General features: G+C 69.7%; 12 protein-coding genes and 1 riboswitch. Of the genes, 5 read left to right on the forward strand and 7 right to left on the reverse strand.

Annotated features, from left to right (window positions below):
* Nucleotides 1-110 precede the first annotated feature (110 nt).
* Nucleotides 111-389: a DUF3311 domain-containing protein gene (locus tag OG933_RS15660; protein ID WP_362530275.1), complete on the forward strand. Its 279-nt coding sequence runs from the start codon at nt 111-113 to the stop codon at nt 387-389.
* Nucleotides 386-2,011, forward strand: a complete 1,626-nt coding sequence (mctP, locus tag OG933_RS15665) for a monocarboxylate uptake permease MctP (protein WP_405627534.1) — start codon at nt 386-388, stop codon at nt 2,009-2,011. Before OG933_RS15660 ends, mctP begins: the two co-directional genes overlap by 4 nt.
* Before the next feature lie 37 nt (nt 2,012-2,048).
* Here the strand turns inward: mctP and OG933_RS15670 are convergent, their stop codons facing one another.
* Both OG933_RS15670 and OG933_RS15675 read right to left on the reverse strand, forming a co-directional pair.
* Nucleotides 2,049-4,673 (reverse strand): ATP-binding protein, encoded by a 2,625-nt coding sequence (locus tag OG933_RS15670; protein WP_405627536.1) that lies wholly within the window; start codon nt 4,671-4,673, stop codon nt 2,049-2,051.
* Nucleotides 4,565-5,629, reverse strand: a complete 1,065-nt coding sequence (locus OG933_RS15675; RefSeq protein WP_405627538.1) for a hypothetical protein — start codon at nt 5,627-5,629, stop codon at nt 4,565-4,567. The genes OG933_RS15670 and OG933_RS15675 overlap by 109 nt, the downstream gene beginning before the upstream one ends.
* Nucleotides 5,630-5,936: 307 nt before the next feature.
* Nucleotides 5,937-6,026, forward strand: a riboswitch (cobalamin riboswitch).
* Between the two features lie 144 nt (nt 6,027-6,170).
* On the opposite strand from OG933_RS15675, the gene OG933_RS15680 reads away from it, so the two are divergent.
* Together OG933_RS15680 and OG933_RS15685 are read left to right on the forward strand one after the other, a co-directional pair.
* Complete coding sequence (locus OG933_RS15680) at nt 6,171-8,546, forward strand: ribonucleoside-diphosphate reductase subunit alpha (RefSeq protein WP_362530281.1); 2,376 nt, start codon at nt 6,171-6,173, stop codon at nt 8,544-8,546.
* The gene (locus OG933_RS15685; protein WP_142266113.1) at nt 8,546-9,571 is read left to right on the forward strand and encodes a ribonucleotide-diphosphate reductase subunit beta; all 1,026 of its coding nucleotides are present in this window, start codon (nt 8,546-8,548) and stop codon (nt 9,569-9,571) included. Before OG933_RS15680 ends, OG933_RS15685 begins: the two co-directional genes overlap by 1 nt.
* Here OG933_RS15685 and OG933_RS15690 read toward each other — a convergent pair.
* Nucleotides 9,484-9,726, reverse strand: coding sequence for a hypothetical protein (locus tag OG933_RS15690; RefSeq protein ID WP_082412921.1), 243 nt, complete (start codon nt 9,724-9,726; stop codon nt 9,484-9,486). The genes OG933_RS15685 and OG933_RS15690 overlap by 88 nt on opposite strands.
* A gap of 93 nt (nt 9,727-9,819) precedes the next feature.
* Here OG933_RS15690 and OG933_RS15695 point away from each other — a divergent pair, with 93 nt between their 5' ends.
* On the forward strand, nt 9,820-10,788 hold the full coding sequence (locus OG933_RS15695) for a helix-turn-helix domain-containing protein (RefSeq protein WP_028806997.1): 969 nt from the start codon (nt 9,820-9,822) through the stop codon (nt 10,786-10,788).
* A gap of 10 nt (nt 10,789-10,798) precedes the next feature.
* Here the strand turns inward: OG933_RS15695 and OG933_RS15700 are convergent, their stop codons facing one another.
* From OG933_RS15700 to OG933_RS15715, 4 genes are all read right to left on the reverse strand, one after another.
* Nucleotides 10,799-12,169 carry a cytochrome P450 gene (locus OG933_RS15700; protein WP_405627540.1) on the reverse strand — a complete coding sequence of 457 codons (1,371 nt, stop codon included), beginning with the start codon at nt 12,167-12,169 and terminating at the stop codon, nt 10,799-10,801.
* On the reverse strand, nt 12,166-13,218 hold the full coding sequence (cyc1, locus tag OG933_RS15705; protein ID WP_405627541.1) for an epi-isozizaene synthase: 1,053 nt from the start codon (nt 13,216-13,218) through the stop codon (nt 12,166-12,168). Before cyc1 ends, OG933_RS15700 begins: the two co-directional genes overlap by 4 nt.
* 328 nt (nt 13,219-13,546) lie before the next feature.
* Nucleotides 13,547-14,197, reverse strand: coding sequence for a peptide deformylase (def, locus tag OG933_RS15710; protein ID WP_020130774.1), 651 nt, complete (start codon nt 14,195-14,197; stop codon nt 13,547-13,549).
* Nucleotides 14,198-14,324: 127 nt separating this feature from the next.
* A complete protein-coding gene (locus OG933_RS15715) occupies nt 14,325-15,305 on the reverse strand; it encodes a hypothetical protein (protein WP_362530294.1) in 981 nt (326 codons plus the stop codon).
* Nucleotides 15,306-15,385: the final 80 nt, after the last annotated feature.

Consider the following 15,385-nt stretch of genomic DNA (forward strand, 5'->3'; position numbering starts at 1 on the left):
CCACCGAGTAGAGGGTCTGTGGAGGGTCTTCCGCTGGGCTTATCCGTCACTTACATTGCCTGCGCATTACATCTGTGATCAAGGCGATCAGAGTGAGGGGACGGCCGCCGATGTCCGACGAGGAAACGAGGGAACCGGTGGTGACGCCTGCGCGCGTCGCCATCGCCCTCTGTCTGATCGCGCCCTTCGTGGCAATGCTGTGGGTGGGTTCGTACGCGAAGGTGGATCCGGCGTTCATCGGGATCCCCTTCTTCTACTGGTACCAGATGCTGTGGGTGCCCCTGTCCGCCGCGCTCACCGTGACCGCGTACAAGCTGTGGCAGCGTGACCAGCGCGGCCGCGCCGCCGGTTCTTCGGCTTCCTCCGCGAAGGGTGGTGCGTCGGAGTGAAGGACGGCGTGAACGGCGTCGCGCTCGCCGTCTTCATCTTCTTCTTCCTGGCCGTCACGGTCATGGGCTTCCTGGCCGCGCGCTGGCGCAAGGCCGAGAACGACAGCCTCGACGAATGGGGCCTCGGCGGCCGGTCGTTCGGCACCTGGGTCACCTGGTTCCTGCTCGGCGGCGACCTGTACACCGCGTACACCTTCGTCGCCGTACCCGCGGCGATCTACGCGGCGGGCGCGGCCGGCTTCTTCGCGGTTCCGTACACGATCCTCGTCTACCCGCTGATCTTCACCTTCCTGCCCCGCCTGTGGTCGGTGTCCCACAAGCACGGCTATGTGACGACCTCGGACTTCGTGCGGGGCCGGTTCGGCTCGAAGGGCCTGTCGCTGGCGGTCGCCGTCACCGGCATCCTGGCGACCATGCCGTACATCGCGCTCCAACTGGTCGGCATCCAGGCCGTGCTCGACGTGATGGGCGTCGGCGGCGGCGAGGACACCAACTGGTTCGTGAAGGACCTGCCGCTGCTGATCGCGTTCGGCGTGCTGGCGGCCTACACGTACTCCTCGGGTCTGCGGGCCCCCGCCCTGATCGCGTTCGTGAAGGACACGCTGATCTACATCGTCATCGCGGTGGCGATCATCTACATCCCGATCAAGCTGGGCGGGTTCGACGACATCTTCGCCAAGGCCGGCGAGGCGTTCAGCCAGACCAACCCGGCGACGGGCAAGCCGCGCGGCGCGCTGGCACCGGCGGAACCCGGCCAGTGGACGTACGCCACGCTGGCGTTGGGCTCGGCGCTGGCGCTGTTCATGTACCCGCACTCGATCACGGCGACGCTGTCGTCGCGCAGCCGTGAGGTCATCCGTCGCAACACCACGATCCTGCCGCTGTACTCCCTGATGCTGGGCCTGCTGGCGCTGCTCGGCTTCATGGCGATCGCGGCCGGGGTCAAGGTCACCAACGGGCAGCTGGCGATCCCGCAGCTGTTCGAGGACATGTTCCCGTCCTGGTTCGCGGGGGTGGCGTTCGCGGCGATCGGCATCGGCGCGCTCGTACCCGCGGCCATCATGTCGATCGCGGCCGCGAACCTCTTCACCCGCAACATCTACAAGGACTTCATCAAGCCGGACGCGACGCCCGCGCAGGAGACGAAGGTCTCCAAGCTGGTCTCGCTCCTGGTGAAGGTGGGCGCCCTGGTCTTCGTCCTCACCATGGACAAGACGGTCGCCATCAACTTCCAGCTGCTGGGCGGCATCTGGATCCTCCAGACGTTCCCGGCCCTGGTCGGCGGCCTCTTCACCCGCTGGTTCCACCGCTGGGCCCTGCTCGCCGGCTGGGCGGTCGGCATGCTCTACGGCACCTTCGCCGCGTACGGTGTCGCGTCCCCGACCCAGAAGCACTTCGGCGGCTCGTCGAAGGAGATCCCGGGCATCGGCGAGATCGGCTACATCGGTCTCACGGCGTTCGTGATCAACGTCGTCGTCACGGTGGTGCTGACCTTCGTCCTGAGGGCCGCCAAGGCTCCCGACGGCATCGACGAGACGAAGCCGGAGGACTACACGGCGGACGCGGGCGACCCGGGCGTGGCGGTGGAGCTGCCCCCGGCGACGGCGGGCGCCGGCCACTGAGTGGCCCAGGGGCGGGCGATGGCCGGCCGGACGGGTCCTAGTCCCGCGTCCGTCTGGCCATCGCGTCCCAGAAGCGGTCCAGTTCACGGACCCGCATACCGACCCAGTGCGGGGTCTTTCTGCGCAGCCCCCGGGGCAGCCAGCGCCGGACGCTGCCGGGCAGCAGGGCCTGTTGCTGGCGGCAGAACGGCTCGCGGATCTCTCCCCGGGGCACACCGCCCCGGGGCGGGTACGGACAGAGCTGGAACCTGCAGCCGGGCAGACAGGTCGAGCCCGGTGCGGGCGGGGTGGACGTGCCGACGCGCAGTCCGGGCCGCAGCGGCTCCCGGTCCGTGCAGATGCACGACGGCAACGACATTCCGGGCTGTTCCATGCGGGCCAGGCGTTCCTCGACCTCGTCCGGGTGCCCGTCCCGTTCGATGAGGTTCAGCATCACCAGTACGTCGGCAACGAGACGCTGGGCGCGCGGGTCGAGGGTGCTCCAGCCGACCGAGGGCGCAATCCACAGGCTGTGCTTGCGGTATCCCCCGGTGCTGCCCGCGCGGGCGCCGATGTTGTCGGCGACGCCCTTCTCGTCGATCCACAGGAACCGCTCGGGCTGTCCGGTCTCCAGGGCGAGGGCGACCAGGTCGCCGGCCTCGGCGACGAACGGATGCAGGCGCCGCCGGGCCGGTGCGCCGGGCCGGGCCGGGTGCCCCGGCACCGCGTTCACCGTGCCCGCCATCGACAGCCAGCGCTTCACCGTCCCTACGGCGGTGGCTCCGCCGAGCCGCTGGAACGGCTGGTGACCGTCGGGCCGGCCGCCGGCACCGTCCGGGAGCTCCCACAGGCACAGTGCCTGGAGCAGGCTGAGCTGCGCGTACCAGCAGCGTGACTGCTGGAGCACGGTCTCCGCCTGGCGGATCAGGTCGTTGCGGCCCCCCAGGTAGGTGTGCGGGTGTCGGTGGCGCCGGTTGGCCGCGTACTTGAAGCCCTGGGCCAGCGCGGCCTCCAGGGCGAGCGGCAGATCGGGGGCGCCGCCGGTGAACTCCGGGTCGAGGTGGCGCAGCCACTTGGTGAGGCGTTCCCGGGCCTCGTCGCGATGGGCCTCGTCGACGGAGCCCAGAAGCATCGGAAGCATCCAGGCCCGCATCACGAACTCCCGGAAGAGATCGACCCGTCGGTCGCGGTAGCGCCGGTTCAGTTCCTTGCGGTCCTCCTGCAGCCGCCCGATGTCCTCGGCCGACACGCCCCCCGGGGACGTACGGTCCGCCCGCGCCCTGCCCATGCGTTCGGACCAGGCCTCGTACTCCTGTCTCTTCCAGGCCTTCAGCTTGTCCAGCCGGTCGTTGTACTCCTGCACGGGATCGCTGTTCAGGCCGACCCGCTCGCGGATCACGGCGAACGCCGCGTTGCCGCCGGTGCCGAACTCCTGGGCGACGACGAGGCGGATGGAGTAGGAGGGTTCCTGGATGCCCAGCCGGAAGAGCTCCCAGTACAGCGGGGTGGTGTCGATCCGGTCGGAGACCTTCCGCAGCGCGGCACCCAGCTGTTTGAGCACTCTGCGCTTGGCGTCCCGCAGGGTGCGCCGGTCCCCCTTGATGCCGGCCCAGTGCGCGCGCACCGCGGTGACGATCTCGCCCAGCTGTCCCGGGTCGTCCTCGGCGCTCTCGATCTCCAGGGCGGCCGCATAGAGGTCCAGGGCCTTGGGGTCGTCGGTGCGGCGGCCCGCGGCGGCGCACAGCCGGTGGGCGAGCGGGCGGCCTCGCACGGGCGTCTGCCGTACGAGTTCCGCGATCTCCTTGCGTATCTCGGCGCGCACACCGTGTCCCCGGGCCGGAGGGTTCGCCGCCCGGCCACGGGACAGCAGGACGAGGGCGATGAGCAGTTCCCGGCTGGGGCCGGGCGGTTGCAGCGCCTGCTCGGCCAGGTCTCCGGCGCCCCGCTCCCCCAGGTGGTTCAGCAGGCGGCAGCCGAAGTAGGCCTGGATGATGCTGTGCGGGAAACGGACCCTGTGCTCGAAGCCCTCCACCAGTCTGAGCTTGCTCGCGTGGGCCGCGAAGCGGGCGAGGACGGCATGGCACTGGTCCATGTTGCCCTCGCGCAGCCGCCTGCGCTCCGCGTCGCCGAGCCGCTCGCACAGCGCGTCCCAGATCCGGCGCCGGTGCCAGACGGAGAGGGTGTTGCCGCGCTTGCCGTACTGGTCGAAGCCGCGGCCGGCCCACACGTGCTCGGCTCGGGTCCGCACGCGCCGCGCCGGGCCGGGGTGCAGGATGTCCGGGTCGAGCAGCTCCGCGAAGCCGACCTCCAGCTTGTCCTGGAGCAGCCCGACGCAGGCCAGGGCCGAGACCACTTCGAGCGTGTCGTGGCGCTCCCGCGGGGTCAGCGCGACCTCCTCGCGCAGCTTCCCCTCGCACAGCGCCTCGGCCCAGGTCTCCAGCAGCCAGAGCCGCAGGGTGGCGCGGTCGCGGCTGCGGGTGTTCAGGTGCCGCGGATCGTCGTCCGGACGGTCGTGCTCCAGGATTCCCCGCCGGTGGAGTTCACGGGCGATCTGGAGATAGATCGGCGACTCGGTCACCTCCGCCGTCTCCACGATCCAGTCCACCCGGCGCTCGTCGGTCTCGGGTACGTCCGCCTCGACGAAGCGCAGTGCCTCCTCCTCACTGAGCGGTTCCAGGACCACGATCGCGGCGGAGGTGGCCTCCAGCGGGCTGTGCGGCCGGGAGGCGATGACCAGGGGCAGCTTCTCCTCGCGGGCGCGCTCGATGGCCCGGCGGATGACGTTGTCCCGGTTCTGCTGCCGGCCGTCGTCGAGAAGGGCCTCCTCCAGGCCGTCGGCGAGGACGACCGGCTTGTCGTCGGCGAGGAGTTGCTGCCCACCCGGTCGGTCTTGCTGCGCGCCAGAATGCCCTTGGGTGCCTCCTGGGCGAAGCGCTGCCTCGCCAGGCGTTCGAAGTTCAGGTCGGTGCCGTCCGCCGCGTCCCGCAGTCTGACCGGCACCGGTACGGCGTGCTGGCGGGCCAGGAGTTCGGTGAGCCGTACGAGGACGGCGGTCTTCCCGGTTCCGACTCCGCCGACGAGCAGATACGGCCGCCGGGTGTCGCGCTCCCGCAGCCGCTCGGCGATGACCTGGGCGATGTCCTCGCGGCCCACGATCTCGGCGGTGTCGTATCCGGCGGTGGGCACCAGCCGGCGCGGATCCCGCAGTGCCTTGGTGAGATAGCGCCGCTTGGTCCAGCGGTACCACCAGAACAGGAAGAGCGCGGCGGCGATCGAGGCGGCGAGGATCGGGCCGACGAACTTGAAGACGGTGTCGAACCCCTGGTTGCCCTGCCGCCACTGCTCGAAGCCGGTCGTGTCGTGCGTGACGAGGATGAACAGGCCCTCCCCGACCCAGGCGAGCAGCGCCAGCACGGCGACCAGCCAGATCACCCTGGTGACGTTGGCGTAGGAGACCCATCGGCGCCATTTCCTGGGGCGGGTGGCGCCGCGGCGGGCCTCCAGACGGATCGTCAGGGAGTGCCAGCGGCCGACGAACCCGTGTCCGACCCGGTGTCCCGCCCGTCGGAAGACCAGTGTGGCCATCGGCGCGTCGCGCGGTCGCTCCTTGCCGGGCGGATGGCGGACGACCCTCGTCATGGCGTGCTCCTTGCGAGTTCCGAGAAGGCGGTTCCCGGGACGGAGGACTCGCGGGACACAGGATTCGCACGGCGCCGACGCCTACTTCCACGGAATCACTCCCGGCACGCTCCGCAACCCGGGACCACGTCTGCGAACATCCGGATTTCGTCCGTACACCCGAGCGGGACCGGCATCCCGTGCCACACCGGAACGATCTCACCCTGATCGCCTGTCAGCTGACGCTCTGAAACCGCCCCGACACAACATCTGGTGGTGGCGTGACAGGTGAGCACAAGATGTATGCTCATGCTCGCTGTCGCCGCAGGGGAATCCGGTGCGAATCCGGAACTGTCCCGCAACGGTGTACTTGCGTGCATGCATACCCGTATGCGCACGCCTGTTCAGTCCGAGGTCCTGCCGACAGCGTGCCCGGCCGTCCGGTCCGGGTGCCCTGACGTCCGGGTCTCGTGGAGTGGGCCGGTGGACGCGACGCCCCGCGCGCTCGTGTGCTGCCCCCTGCCCTCCGCCAGGCCCATCGCCGAGCGAGGGAGAGCCCCACGTGACCATCGCGCCAGCCGACCCGGTTTCCGTCACCGAGCTGGAGACCGACGGTCCCGGTACCGCGTTGCTGCGGACCCTGACCGAGCTGACCGCCGACCTGCCCGACGCCGACCCCGGCCGGGTCGCCGCCGCCGCCCTGCGCGGCCGGTCCGCCCGGGCCGACGAGGGAGAGCTGCGCGAGCTGGCCACGGAGGGGGCCGCGGGCCTGATCTCCGAGGACCCCGCCTACTCGAAGCTGGCCGCCCGGCTGCTGACGATCAGCATCGCCGCGGAGGCCGCCTCCCAGGGCGTCACCTCGTTCACCGGATCGGTCGCCGTCGGCCACCGCGAGGGCCTGATCGCCGACCGCACCGCCGAGTTCGTGCGCGTCCACGCGGTCCGCCTCGACGCCCTGATCGACGAGCAGGCCGACGACCGCTTCGGCTACTTCGGGCTGCGTACCCTGCACTCCCGCTACCTCCTGCGGCACCCGATCACCCGCAAGGTCGTCGAGACGCCCCAGCACTTCCTGCTGCGCGTCGCCTGCGGCCTCGCCGAGGACGACACGCCCCGTTCCCTGGACGAGGTCGCCGCGCTCTACCGGCTGATGAGCCGTCTGGACTACCTGCCGTCGTCCCCCACGCTCTTCAACTCCGGTACCCGGCACCCCCAGATGTCGTCCTGCTACCTGCTCGACTCGCCGCTGGACGAGCTGGACTCCATCTACGACCGCTACCACCAGGTGGCCCGGCTGTCGAAGCACGCGGGCGGCATCGGACTGTCGTACTCCCGTATCCGCAGCCGCGGTTCGCTGATCCGTGGCACCAACGGGCACTCCAACGGCATCGTGCCGTTCCTGAAGACGCTCGACGCCTCGGTCGCCGCGGTGAACCAGGGCGGCCGGCGCAAGGGCGCGGCGGCGGTCTACCTGGAGACCTGGCACTCCGACATCGAGGAGTTCCTGGAGCTGCGGGACAACACCGGTGAGGACGCCCGCCGGACGCACAACCTGAACCTCGCGCACTGGATCCCGGACGAGTTCATGCGCCGGGTCAACGCCGACGCCCCCTGGTCGCTGTTCTCCCCCGCCGACGTGCCCGAGCTCGTCGACCTGTGGGGCGAGGAGTTCGACGCGGCCTACCGCAAGGCCGAGGAGGCGGGCCTCGCGAAGAAGACCATCCCGGCCCGTGATCTCTACGGCCGCATGATGCGCACCCTCGCACAGACCGGCAACGGCTGGATGACCTTCAAGGACGCGGCCAACCGCACCGCCAACCAGACGGCCGAGCCGGGCCACGTCGTGCACTCCTCCAACCTCTGCACGGAGATCCTGGAGGTCACGGACGACGGCGAGACGGCGGTCTGCAACCTGGGTTCGGTGAACCTCGGCGCGTTCGTCGACACGGCGGCCGGCGCGATCGACTGGGAGCGGCTGGACGAGACCGTCCGCACGGCCGTCACCTTCCTCGACCGGGTCGTCGACATCAACTTCTACCCGACCGAGCAGGCGGGCCGCTCCAACGCCCGCTGGCGCCCGGTCGGCCTGGGCGCGATGGGCCTCCAGGACGTCTTCTTCAAGCTGCGGCTGCCCTTCGACTCGCCCGAGGCCAAGGCGCTGTCCACCCGGATCGCCGAGCGCATCATGCTCGCCGCCTACGAGGCCTCCGCCGAGCTGGCCGAGCGCAACGGCCCGCTGCCGGCCTGGGAGAAGACCCGTACGGCCAGGGGCGTGCTGCACCCGGACCACTACGGCGTCGAGTTCACCTGGCCCGAGCGCTGGGCGGCCCTGCGCGCGCGGATCGCGCGGACCGGCATGCGCAACTCCCTGCTCCTCGCCATCGCCCCCACCGCCACCATCGCGTCCATCGCGGGCGTGTACGAGTGCATCGAGCCGCAGGTGTCCAACCTGTTCAAGCGCGAGACGCTGTCCGGCGAGTTCCTCCAGGTCAACTCCTACCTGGTGCAGGACCTCAAGGACCTCGGCGTCTGGGACGCCCGCACCCGTGAGGCGCTGCGCGACTCCAGCGGCTCGGTGCAGGAGTTCGCCTGGATCCCGGCGGAGGTGCGCGCCCTGTACCGCACGGCGTGGGAGATCCCGCAGCGCGGCCTGATCGACATGGCCGCCGCCCGCACCCCGTACCTGGACCAGGCCCAGTCCCTGAACCTGTTCCTGGAGACGCCGACCATCGGCAAGCTCTCCTCGATGTACGCGTACGCCTGGAAGTCGGGCCTGAAGACGACGTACTACCTGCGCTCCCGCCCGGCGACCCGCATCGCCCGCGCGGCCCAGGCGCAGGCTCAGCCCGAGAAGACCATCCCCGTGCAGCAGGCGACCGAGCCCGACGCCGTCGCCTGCTCCCTTGAGAACCCCGAGTCCTGCGAGGCCTGCCAGTAATGACCACCGCACCCGAGAAGACCGAGAAGAACCTGCTCGACCCGGGCTTCGAGCTGACCCTTCGCCCGATGCGCTACCCGGACTTCTACGAGCGCTACCGGGACGCCATCAAGAACACCTGGACCGTCGAGGAGGTCGACCTCCACTCGGACGTCGCCGACCTGGCGAAGCTGTCCGAGGGCGAGCAGCACATGATCGGCCGGCTGGTCGCGTTCTTCGCGACGGGCGACTCGATCGTGGCGAACAACCTCGTGCTCACGCTGTACAAGCACATCAACTCCCCCGAGGCGCGCCTCTATCTGTCGAGGCAGCTCTTCGAGGAGGCCGTTCACGTCCAGTTCTATCTGACGCTTCTGGACACCTACCTCCCCGACCCGGAGGACAGGACGGCGGCCTTCGACGCGGTCGAGAACATCCCGTCGATCCGCGAGAAGGCCGAGTTCTGCTTCAAGTGGATCAACGAGGTCGAGAAGCTGGACCGGCTGGAGACCAAGGCCGACCGCCGCCGCTTCCTGCTCAACCTGATCTGCTTCGCCGCGTGCATCGAGGGCCTGTTCTTCTACGGCGCCTTCGCGTACGTCTACTGGTTCCGCAGCCGGGGTCTGCTGCACGGCCTCGCCACGGGCACCAACTGGGTGTTCCGTGACGAGACGATGCACATGAGCTTCGCCTTCGAGGTGGTCGACACCGTCCGCAAGGAGGAGCCGGACCTCTTCGACGACCGGCTCCAGGAGGAGGTGACCGCCATGCTGCGGGAGGCCGTCGAGGCCGAGCTCCAGTTCGGGCGCGACCTGTGCGGCGAGGGGCTGCCGGGCATGAACACCGACTCGATGCGGCAGTACCTCGAGTGCGTCGCCGACCAGCGCCTGTCGCGGCTCGGGTTCGCCCCGGTGTACGGCTCGGAGAACCCCTTCTCCTTCATGGAGCTCCAGGGCGTTCAGGAGCTGACCAACTTCTTCGAGCGCCGTCCGTCGGCGTACCAGGTCGCGGTGGAGGGCACCGTCGACCTGGACGAGGACTTCTGACCCTCCCTCTCCCCTCGGGCCTCCTGGGCCTCCCTGATCTGCCGGTCGGCGCGCCGGTCGCGCACGATGCCGAGCACGGACGGGAGGACCAGGAGGACGAGGATCCCGAGGACCATGAGCATTCCGATGAGGCCTTCGATCTGGTTCGTGTTCATGGACATCAGTCTGCTGCCGGACACTCCTGACCGTGAGTGGCAGGACTGCCGTACACCTTCAAATTCCTGCCACTTCGGGTGCACACTGGCAGCATGCTGAAAAACGTGGCCGCCGTCCTGGTCGACGGTGTGCATCCCTTTGAACTCGGCGTCGTCTGCGAGGTGTTCGGCCTCGACCGGAGCGACGAAGGGCTGCCGGTGTACGACTTCGCCGTGGTGTCGGCGGAGGGCCCGGTCCTGGGCACCCACGTCGGCGGGCTCACCGTGTCCACGCCGTACGGCCTCGACCGGCTGGACGAGGCCGACCTGATCGCCGTACCGGCCGCCGACGCGAACATCGACCGCGCGTATCCGCCCGAGCTGCTCGACGCGCTGCGCCGGGCCGTGGACCGGGGTGCCCGGGTGCTCAGCGTCTGCTCCGGGGTGTTCGTGCTGGGCGCCGCGGGGCTGCTCGACGGCCGGCGCTGCGCCGCGCACTGGCGGCACGCGGACGTGCTGGCCCGCCGCTATCCCCGGACGTCCGTCGAGCCGGACGTGCTGTACGTCGACGAGGACCCGGTGATCACCTCGGCCGGCACGGCCGCCGGTATCGACGCCTGTCTGCACCTGGTCCGCAAGGAGCAGGGGCCCGAGGTCGCCAACCGGATCGCCCGGCGGATGGTGGTGCCACCGCACCGGGACGGCGGCCAGGCCCAGTACATCGAGCGGCCACTGCCCCGGTCGCGGTGCGACACGGTCGGCGAGGTGCTCGCGTGGATGGAGCAGCACCTCGACGAGGAGGTCACGGTGGAGCAGCTCGCGGAACGCGCGCACATGTCACCGCGCACCTTCGCCCGCCGGTTCCAGCAGGAGACGGGCACCACCCCCTACCGCTGGCTGCTGCGTCAGCGGGTGCTGCTGGCCCAGCACCTGCTGGAGGCGACGGACGAGACGGTGGACGCGATCGCCTGGCGCGCCGGCTTCGGTACGGCCGGCGCCCTGCGCCACCAGTTCGTGCAGGCGCTGGGGACGTCCCCCAACGCCTATCGGCGCACGTTCCGCGGCCCGCAGGCCGTCGCCTGAGCCGCGGCTCTCACCCGGAGACCGCCCGCAGCAGCAGCCGGCGCGGCCGCAGCGTGATGCCGATGCGCGTCCGGTTGTCGGAGCCCGGCACCGCCTCGAAGCGGAACGCGGAAGCCACCACCGCGACGATCAGCGTCAGCTCGGCCATCGAGAAGTGGTCGCTCGGGCACTTCCGGTTGCCGACGCCGAACGGCGTCATGGCGTACTTCGGCACCTCCGGGGAGCCGCCGGGCAGCCAGCGGTCGGGATCGAACTCCGTGTGCCGCTCGTACGACCGCGGATCGCGCTGTACGGCGTACGGGCTGTAGACGATGTCGGCGCCCGCGGGAATGCGGTAGCCGCCGAGCTCGGTCTCGGTCACCGCGCGCCGGGTCAATATCCATACGGCGGGATACAGCCGCATGGTCTCGACGACGACATTGGCGGTGTGCTGGAGCTTTCGGACGTCGCCGAATGCGACCGGACGGTCACCGACGACCCTTTTCACCTCTTCGCGGATCTTGTCCACCTGGTCGGGGTGCTCCGTGAGGACGTGGAGCAGCGACATGACCACGGAGCCGGCTGTTTCGCTGCCCGGGGTGAGTATCGCGATGACCTGGTCGTGGATCTCCTGTTCCCCGATCGGCTCACCATTCTCGTCCTTCGCCTCCAGCAAAGCCGTCAGCAAATCGTCCGGTTTTTGACCGGATGCACGGCGGTCGGCAATGATCTCGTCCACCAACCGATGCAGATCGGCCAGCGCCCGGTTGAATTCGCGGTTGGCCGGAATCGGTACCCGATAAAGCGGCCCGAGGGGCACGACCATGCGCTGGTACATACCGGCGAACAGTGTGGCGAGCGCGGAGGTGATGCGCTCGGACCGGTCGTCCATATAGCTGCCGCGCATCAGACAGCGGGCGGAGATGCGCACGGACACCCGGAAGGACTCCGCGGTGACGTCGAGGACCTCGCCGCCTCGCCAGCGCTCGACGAGCGCGTACGCCTCCTCCTCCATGATCGGCCCGTAGCCGGGGATGGCGTCGAGCCGGAACGCGGGCTGGATCGTGCGCCGCTGGCGGCGGTGCAGCGGACCGTTGGCCGTGGCCACGCCCTCCTTGCCGAGCAGGCTCTCCAGGGACTCCCACAGGGGCCCCGAGATGATGTAGTCCGGGCTGAGCGCCAGGGCGCCGGTGAGCTCCGGCGCGGTGACGGCGTACACCGTCTTGGGGCCGAGCCTGAGGCGCACGATGTCGCCGTGGTCGCGGAGCCGGGCCAGGAAGGCCAGCGGGTCACGCGCCAGCTTCCAGCCGTGTCCGAGGAGCGGAACCCTGCCACCGGCCAACGGTGGCTCACGCAGTTCGGGCGCCGCGGGGGTCGCGGGTTTCACCGACTCGACGGTCATTTCTCACCTGCCGCTTCGTTGTTGACGTACGGGGGCGTGGACCGGTCGTCCCAGCTGTCGACCATGTATCGGCCGGACTCGTGGTGGAACCAGTAGACGGAACTGAACCAGTTCCGCATATTGCCGAGGCAGGACCGCACGGCGGCGCCGAGTTGATTTCCGCGGACCGTCCCGTCGGCCAGCCGTTCGGCGAGCCGTAAGACGTCCTTCTCGACGACGAGGAACTCGGAAATGCATCCCTCGACGCGTCGCCTGACTTCCTCCACCGCCTCTTCAAGGGTCAGTCCCTCATGGGTGATGAGACTGATTCCGAGATTGTGCACCTCATCGCCCGCAATTTCCTTGGGAAGCGAGCAGAGGTCGTTGTACCAGGCGGCGAATTCCTGACTCAGCAGCGCCGCTCGGTGAAATGCGGGGTGTTTTCGCACCAGGTCCGGGAGTTCACGTCCCGCACTCGGCTCCAGCAGGTCGGTCCAGATCCAGTGCGCAAAGGTGAGCCGACGCAGCGCCAGGTATTCTTCGACTCCGGGAATGCGCCCGTCGATTCGGTTGTGGAATTCCCGGTCGTACGCCTCGATCACGGCGTGGAAGTGCCGGGTGAACCGGGCGTTCCAGGTAACGGGAAGGAAGGAGTGGAGCCGGCTCACACTGTCCCCGAGCCCGGCGACCAGCGGATCCGGGTGGCGCAGATGCTCCGCCGGGGCGTCCAGGGCCGCGTGTAAGCGGAACCTGAGCCGCCGCCAGGAGGACGTGCGGCCGTGTACGACGTCACGGTCGTGCCGATCGTCCCAGACGAAGAACCACGCGCTGTAGTCGGCGATGGCCTGCATGACCTCGTCGGGTGCGCCGAGGTAGAAGCCCGCCATCAGGTCGGTGTAGCAAAGTCCGTCGGCATATTCTGCGACCTTGTCCGCCGGCATCAACCGCATTTCCAGCAGCCAGGAGCGTGTCTTCTCCTGCAACTGAGGCCAATACGGATGCAGTTGCCGGGGAAACGCCGCCTCGATGACCGGAAGAGAGAGCGAGGGAGGGACCGCGGGCGCGGCCACCGTCGCTGTGGTGCTGTATGTGGTGCTGTATGGGAAAGCTGGCACGGACAACCCCTCTCAGCCGCCAGTGGGCACACACCCCTCCCCCCGTGCCGGGCGTGCGCCGTTGCGTATCCCCGCACTTCCCATTCAGCACTACAACTGACCGTTCTGGGAACGGATTTGCTTCATTCACCACCCCAACATGCCGAGAATCCGCCCCCGCGTGACTGGTTACGGATCAGCAGATGTGCAGTAGATGTGCGTAAGCGATCGAACGTCCGTCGGACACACGAACGACGCCCGGCCGGAAGGATCCCGGCCGGGCGTCGTGGTGGTGCGGGTGGGCTCAGTCGTTGGCGACCACGGGATAACGGGGCTCGTTCTCGGCCATCTGCCGCAGGGCGTCCTTGCGTTCACGCTTGGACAGACGGTCGATGTAGAGGTAGCCGTACAGGTGGTCGGTCTCGTGCTGCAAACACCGAGCGAAGTAACCGGTGCCGCGCACCTTGATCGGATTGCCCTGCTCGTCCTGCCCGGTCACCTCGGCGTAGTCGGGACGGGCCAGCGGCGCGTAGGCGGTGGGCACCGACAGACAGCCCTCGTTGCTGTCGTCCAGCCGGCGCCGGTCGGCGGGCAGTTCGACGAGCTTCGGGTTGCAGACGACCCCGGTGTGCCGGGCGCCCTCGTCGTCGGGGCAGTCGTAGACGAAGACCTTCAGGTCGACGCCGATCTGGTTGGCGGCCAGGCCCACTCCCTCGGCGGTGTGCTGCGAGGCGAACATGTCCGCGACCAGCTGCCGCAGCTCCTCGCCGAACTCGGTGACGTCCTTGCACTCCTTGTGCAGCACCGGGTTCCCGACGACGGTGATCGGCCGCGAAGTGCCGGCCTCACGCCATGCCAGCTCGCGCGCCTCCGCCTCCTCGGTGTCGATGACGAAGCCCTCGTCGTCCACGGGGAGCACGCCCGCGTGCTGCTGATCGGTGTCCTGCTGCGCCATGACCGACGTATGCCTTCCTCGGAAAAACAGGGGGTGTGATGCGGATACAGGGTACGTGGAGCGCTCCGTCAGGGGCGCGGGGAACTGCGCGACCAGCCACGAACCGACCCGCGGCCGAGCCAGGGCCCTAGCAAACCTCTTCCAGATCCCGCCAGTCACGAGAGTCCGGGCTGTCCGCAACCCATCCGTCCAGGAGCCCCCTCACCAGCGAAGCCGGCGCAGCCACCCCGCACTCCCGCTCCGGCACCCACAGCTGCCCGTCCGTCCGGTGCCCGAGCGGACCCGGATGCCCCGGCTCGCTGTGGTCGTGCGGGTCGAGATGCTCGCCGTCGCCCTCGTCGGACGGCATCCGTGACTCCGAGCACATCCGGCAGAGCAGCCGCACCGAGGACGACCAGTCCTCCGCCGCGAAGCCCGCGTCGGCCGCCAGCTGCTCCAGCGCGTCCCGGTCGGACTCGGTGGCCGCCTCCAGCAGGACGACCCAGGTCGGCACGGGCGACGGCGCCCACAGCTCGATCTCGTCGAAGACCGGGTAGGAGTGGCCCGTGACCGTGGTCCGCTCGCCGTGCGGCACCCCGTCGTGCAGCACGACCTCGCCCCAGCGCCGCCCGGACGAGGGCAGCGGGATGGACAGCACCTCCATCCGGGCGGGGTCCAGCCGCCGCCCCCACACCACCTCGGCCTCGCCCTCGGGCGACAGCCGTACGGCCGCGCTGCCCAGCTCCATGCCGACCGGCTCGCCCGCGCCTATGGCGTTGCCGGGCACCCGCAGCCCGTACGCCTGCCAGGCCCGGCGGGCCAGCGGCCAGTCCTGGAGGGCGGTGGCCGCGATGCCCACGTTCCACCAGTCGGGGGCCCCGGCCTCGCGGTCGAGCAGGGCGACGGCCCGCAGCCCCGCCGTGCGGGCCTGCTCCCAGTCGTGCCGGAACTTGTGCAGCAGAGCGAGGTTGAACCAGGACTCGGACAGCCAGGGTTCCAGGTCGGCGGCACGTGTCAGCAGCGCGCCCGCGTCCTCGTACCGCCCGTCGCCGATCAGCGTGAACGCGCGGTCGGTGGCCTGCCGCCAGGAGGCGGAGGGCCGGTGCCGTCCCTTGCCGAAGATCCTCACGATTCCCGCCTGCCAGTTCCGTTCTGTGGGCTGGCCAGTGCCCCCGGACACTCTCTCCCTCGCATCCAACCACGTGTGGC

Origin of the sequence: Streptomyces sp. NBC_00016 (assembly GCF_045040885.1) — a bacterium.
In the GTDB taxonomy this organism is placed as follows: domain Bacteria; phylum Actinomycetota; class Actinomycetes; order Streptomycetales; family Streptomycetaceae; genus Streptomyces; species Streptomyces coriariae.

Excerpts from the sequence above, each read along its gene's own strand:
- OG933_RS15660 (WP_362530275.1), top strand. The coding sequence starts at position 111 with ATGTCCGACGAGGAAACGAGGGAACCGGTGGTGACGCCTGCGCGCGTC.
- OG933_RS15675 (WP_405627538.1), bottom strand. The coding sequence starts at position 5,629 with ATGACGAGGGTCGTCCGCCATCCGCCCGGCAAGGAGCGACCGCGCGAC.
- OG933_RS15685 (WP_142266113.1), top strand. The coding sequence starts at position 8,546 with ATGACCACCGCACCCGAGAAGACCGAGAAGAACCTGCTCGACCCGGGC.
- OG933_RS15690 (WP_082412921.1), bottom strand. The coding sequence starts at position 9,726 with ATGAACACGAACCAGATCGAAGGCCTCATCGGAATGCTCATGGTCCTC.
- OG933_RS15695 (WP_028806997.1), top strand. The coding sequence starts at position 9,820 with ATGCTGAAAAACGTGGCCGCCGTCCTGGTCGACGGTGTGCATCCCTTT.
- OG933_RS15700 (WP_405627540.1), bottom strand. The coding sequence starts at position 12,169 with ATGACCGTCGAGTCGGTGAAACCCGCGACCCCCGCGGCGCCCGAACTG.
- def (WP_020130774.1), bottom strand. The coding sequence starts at position 14,197 with ATGGCGCAGCAGGACACCGATCAGCAGCACGCGGGCGTGCTCCCCGTG.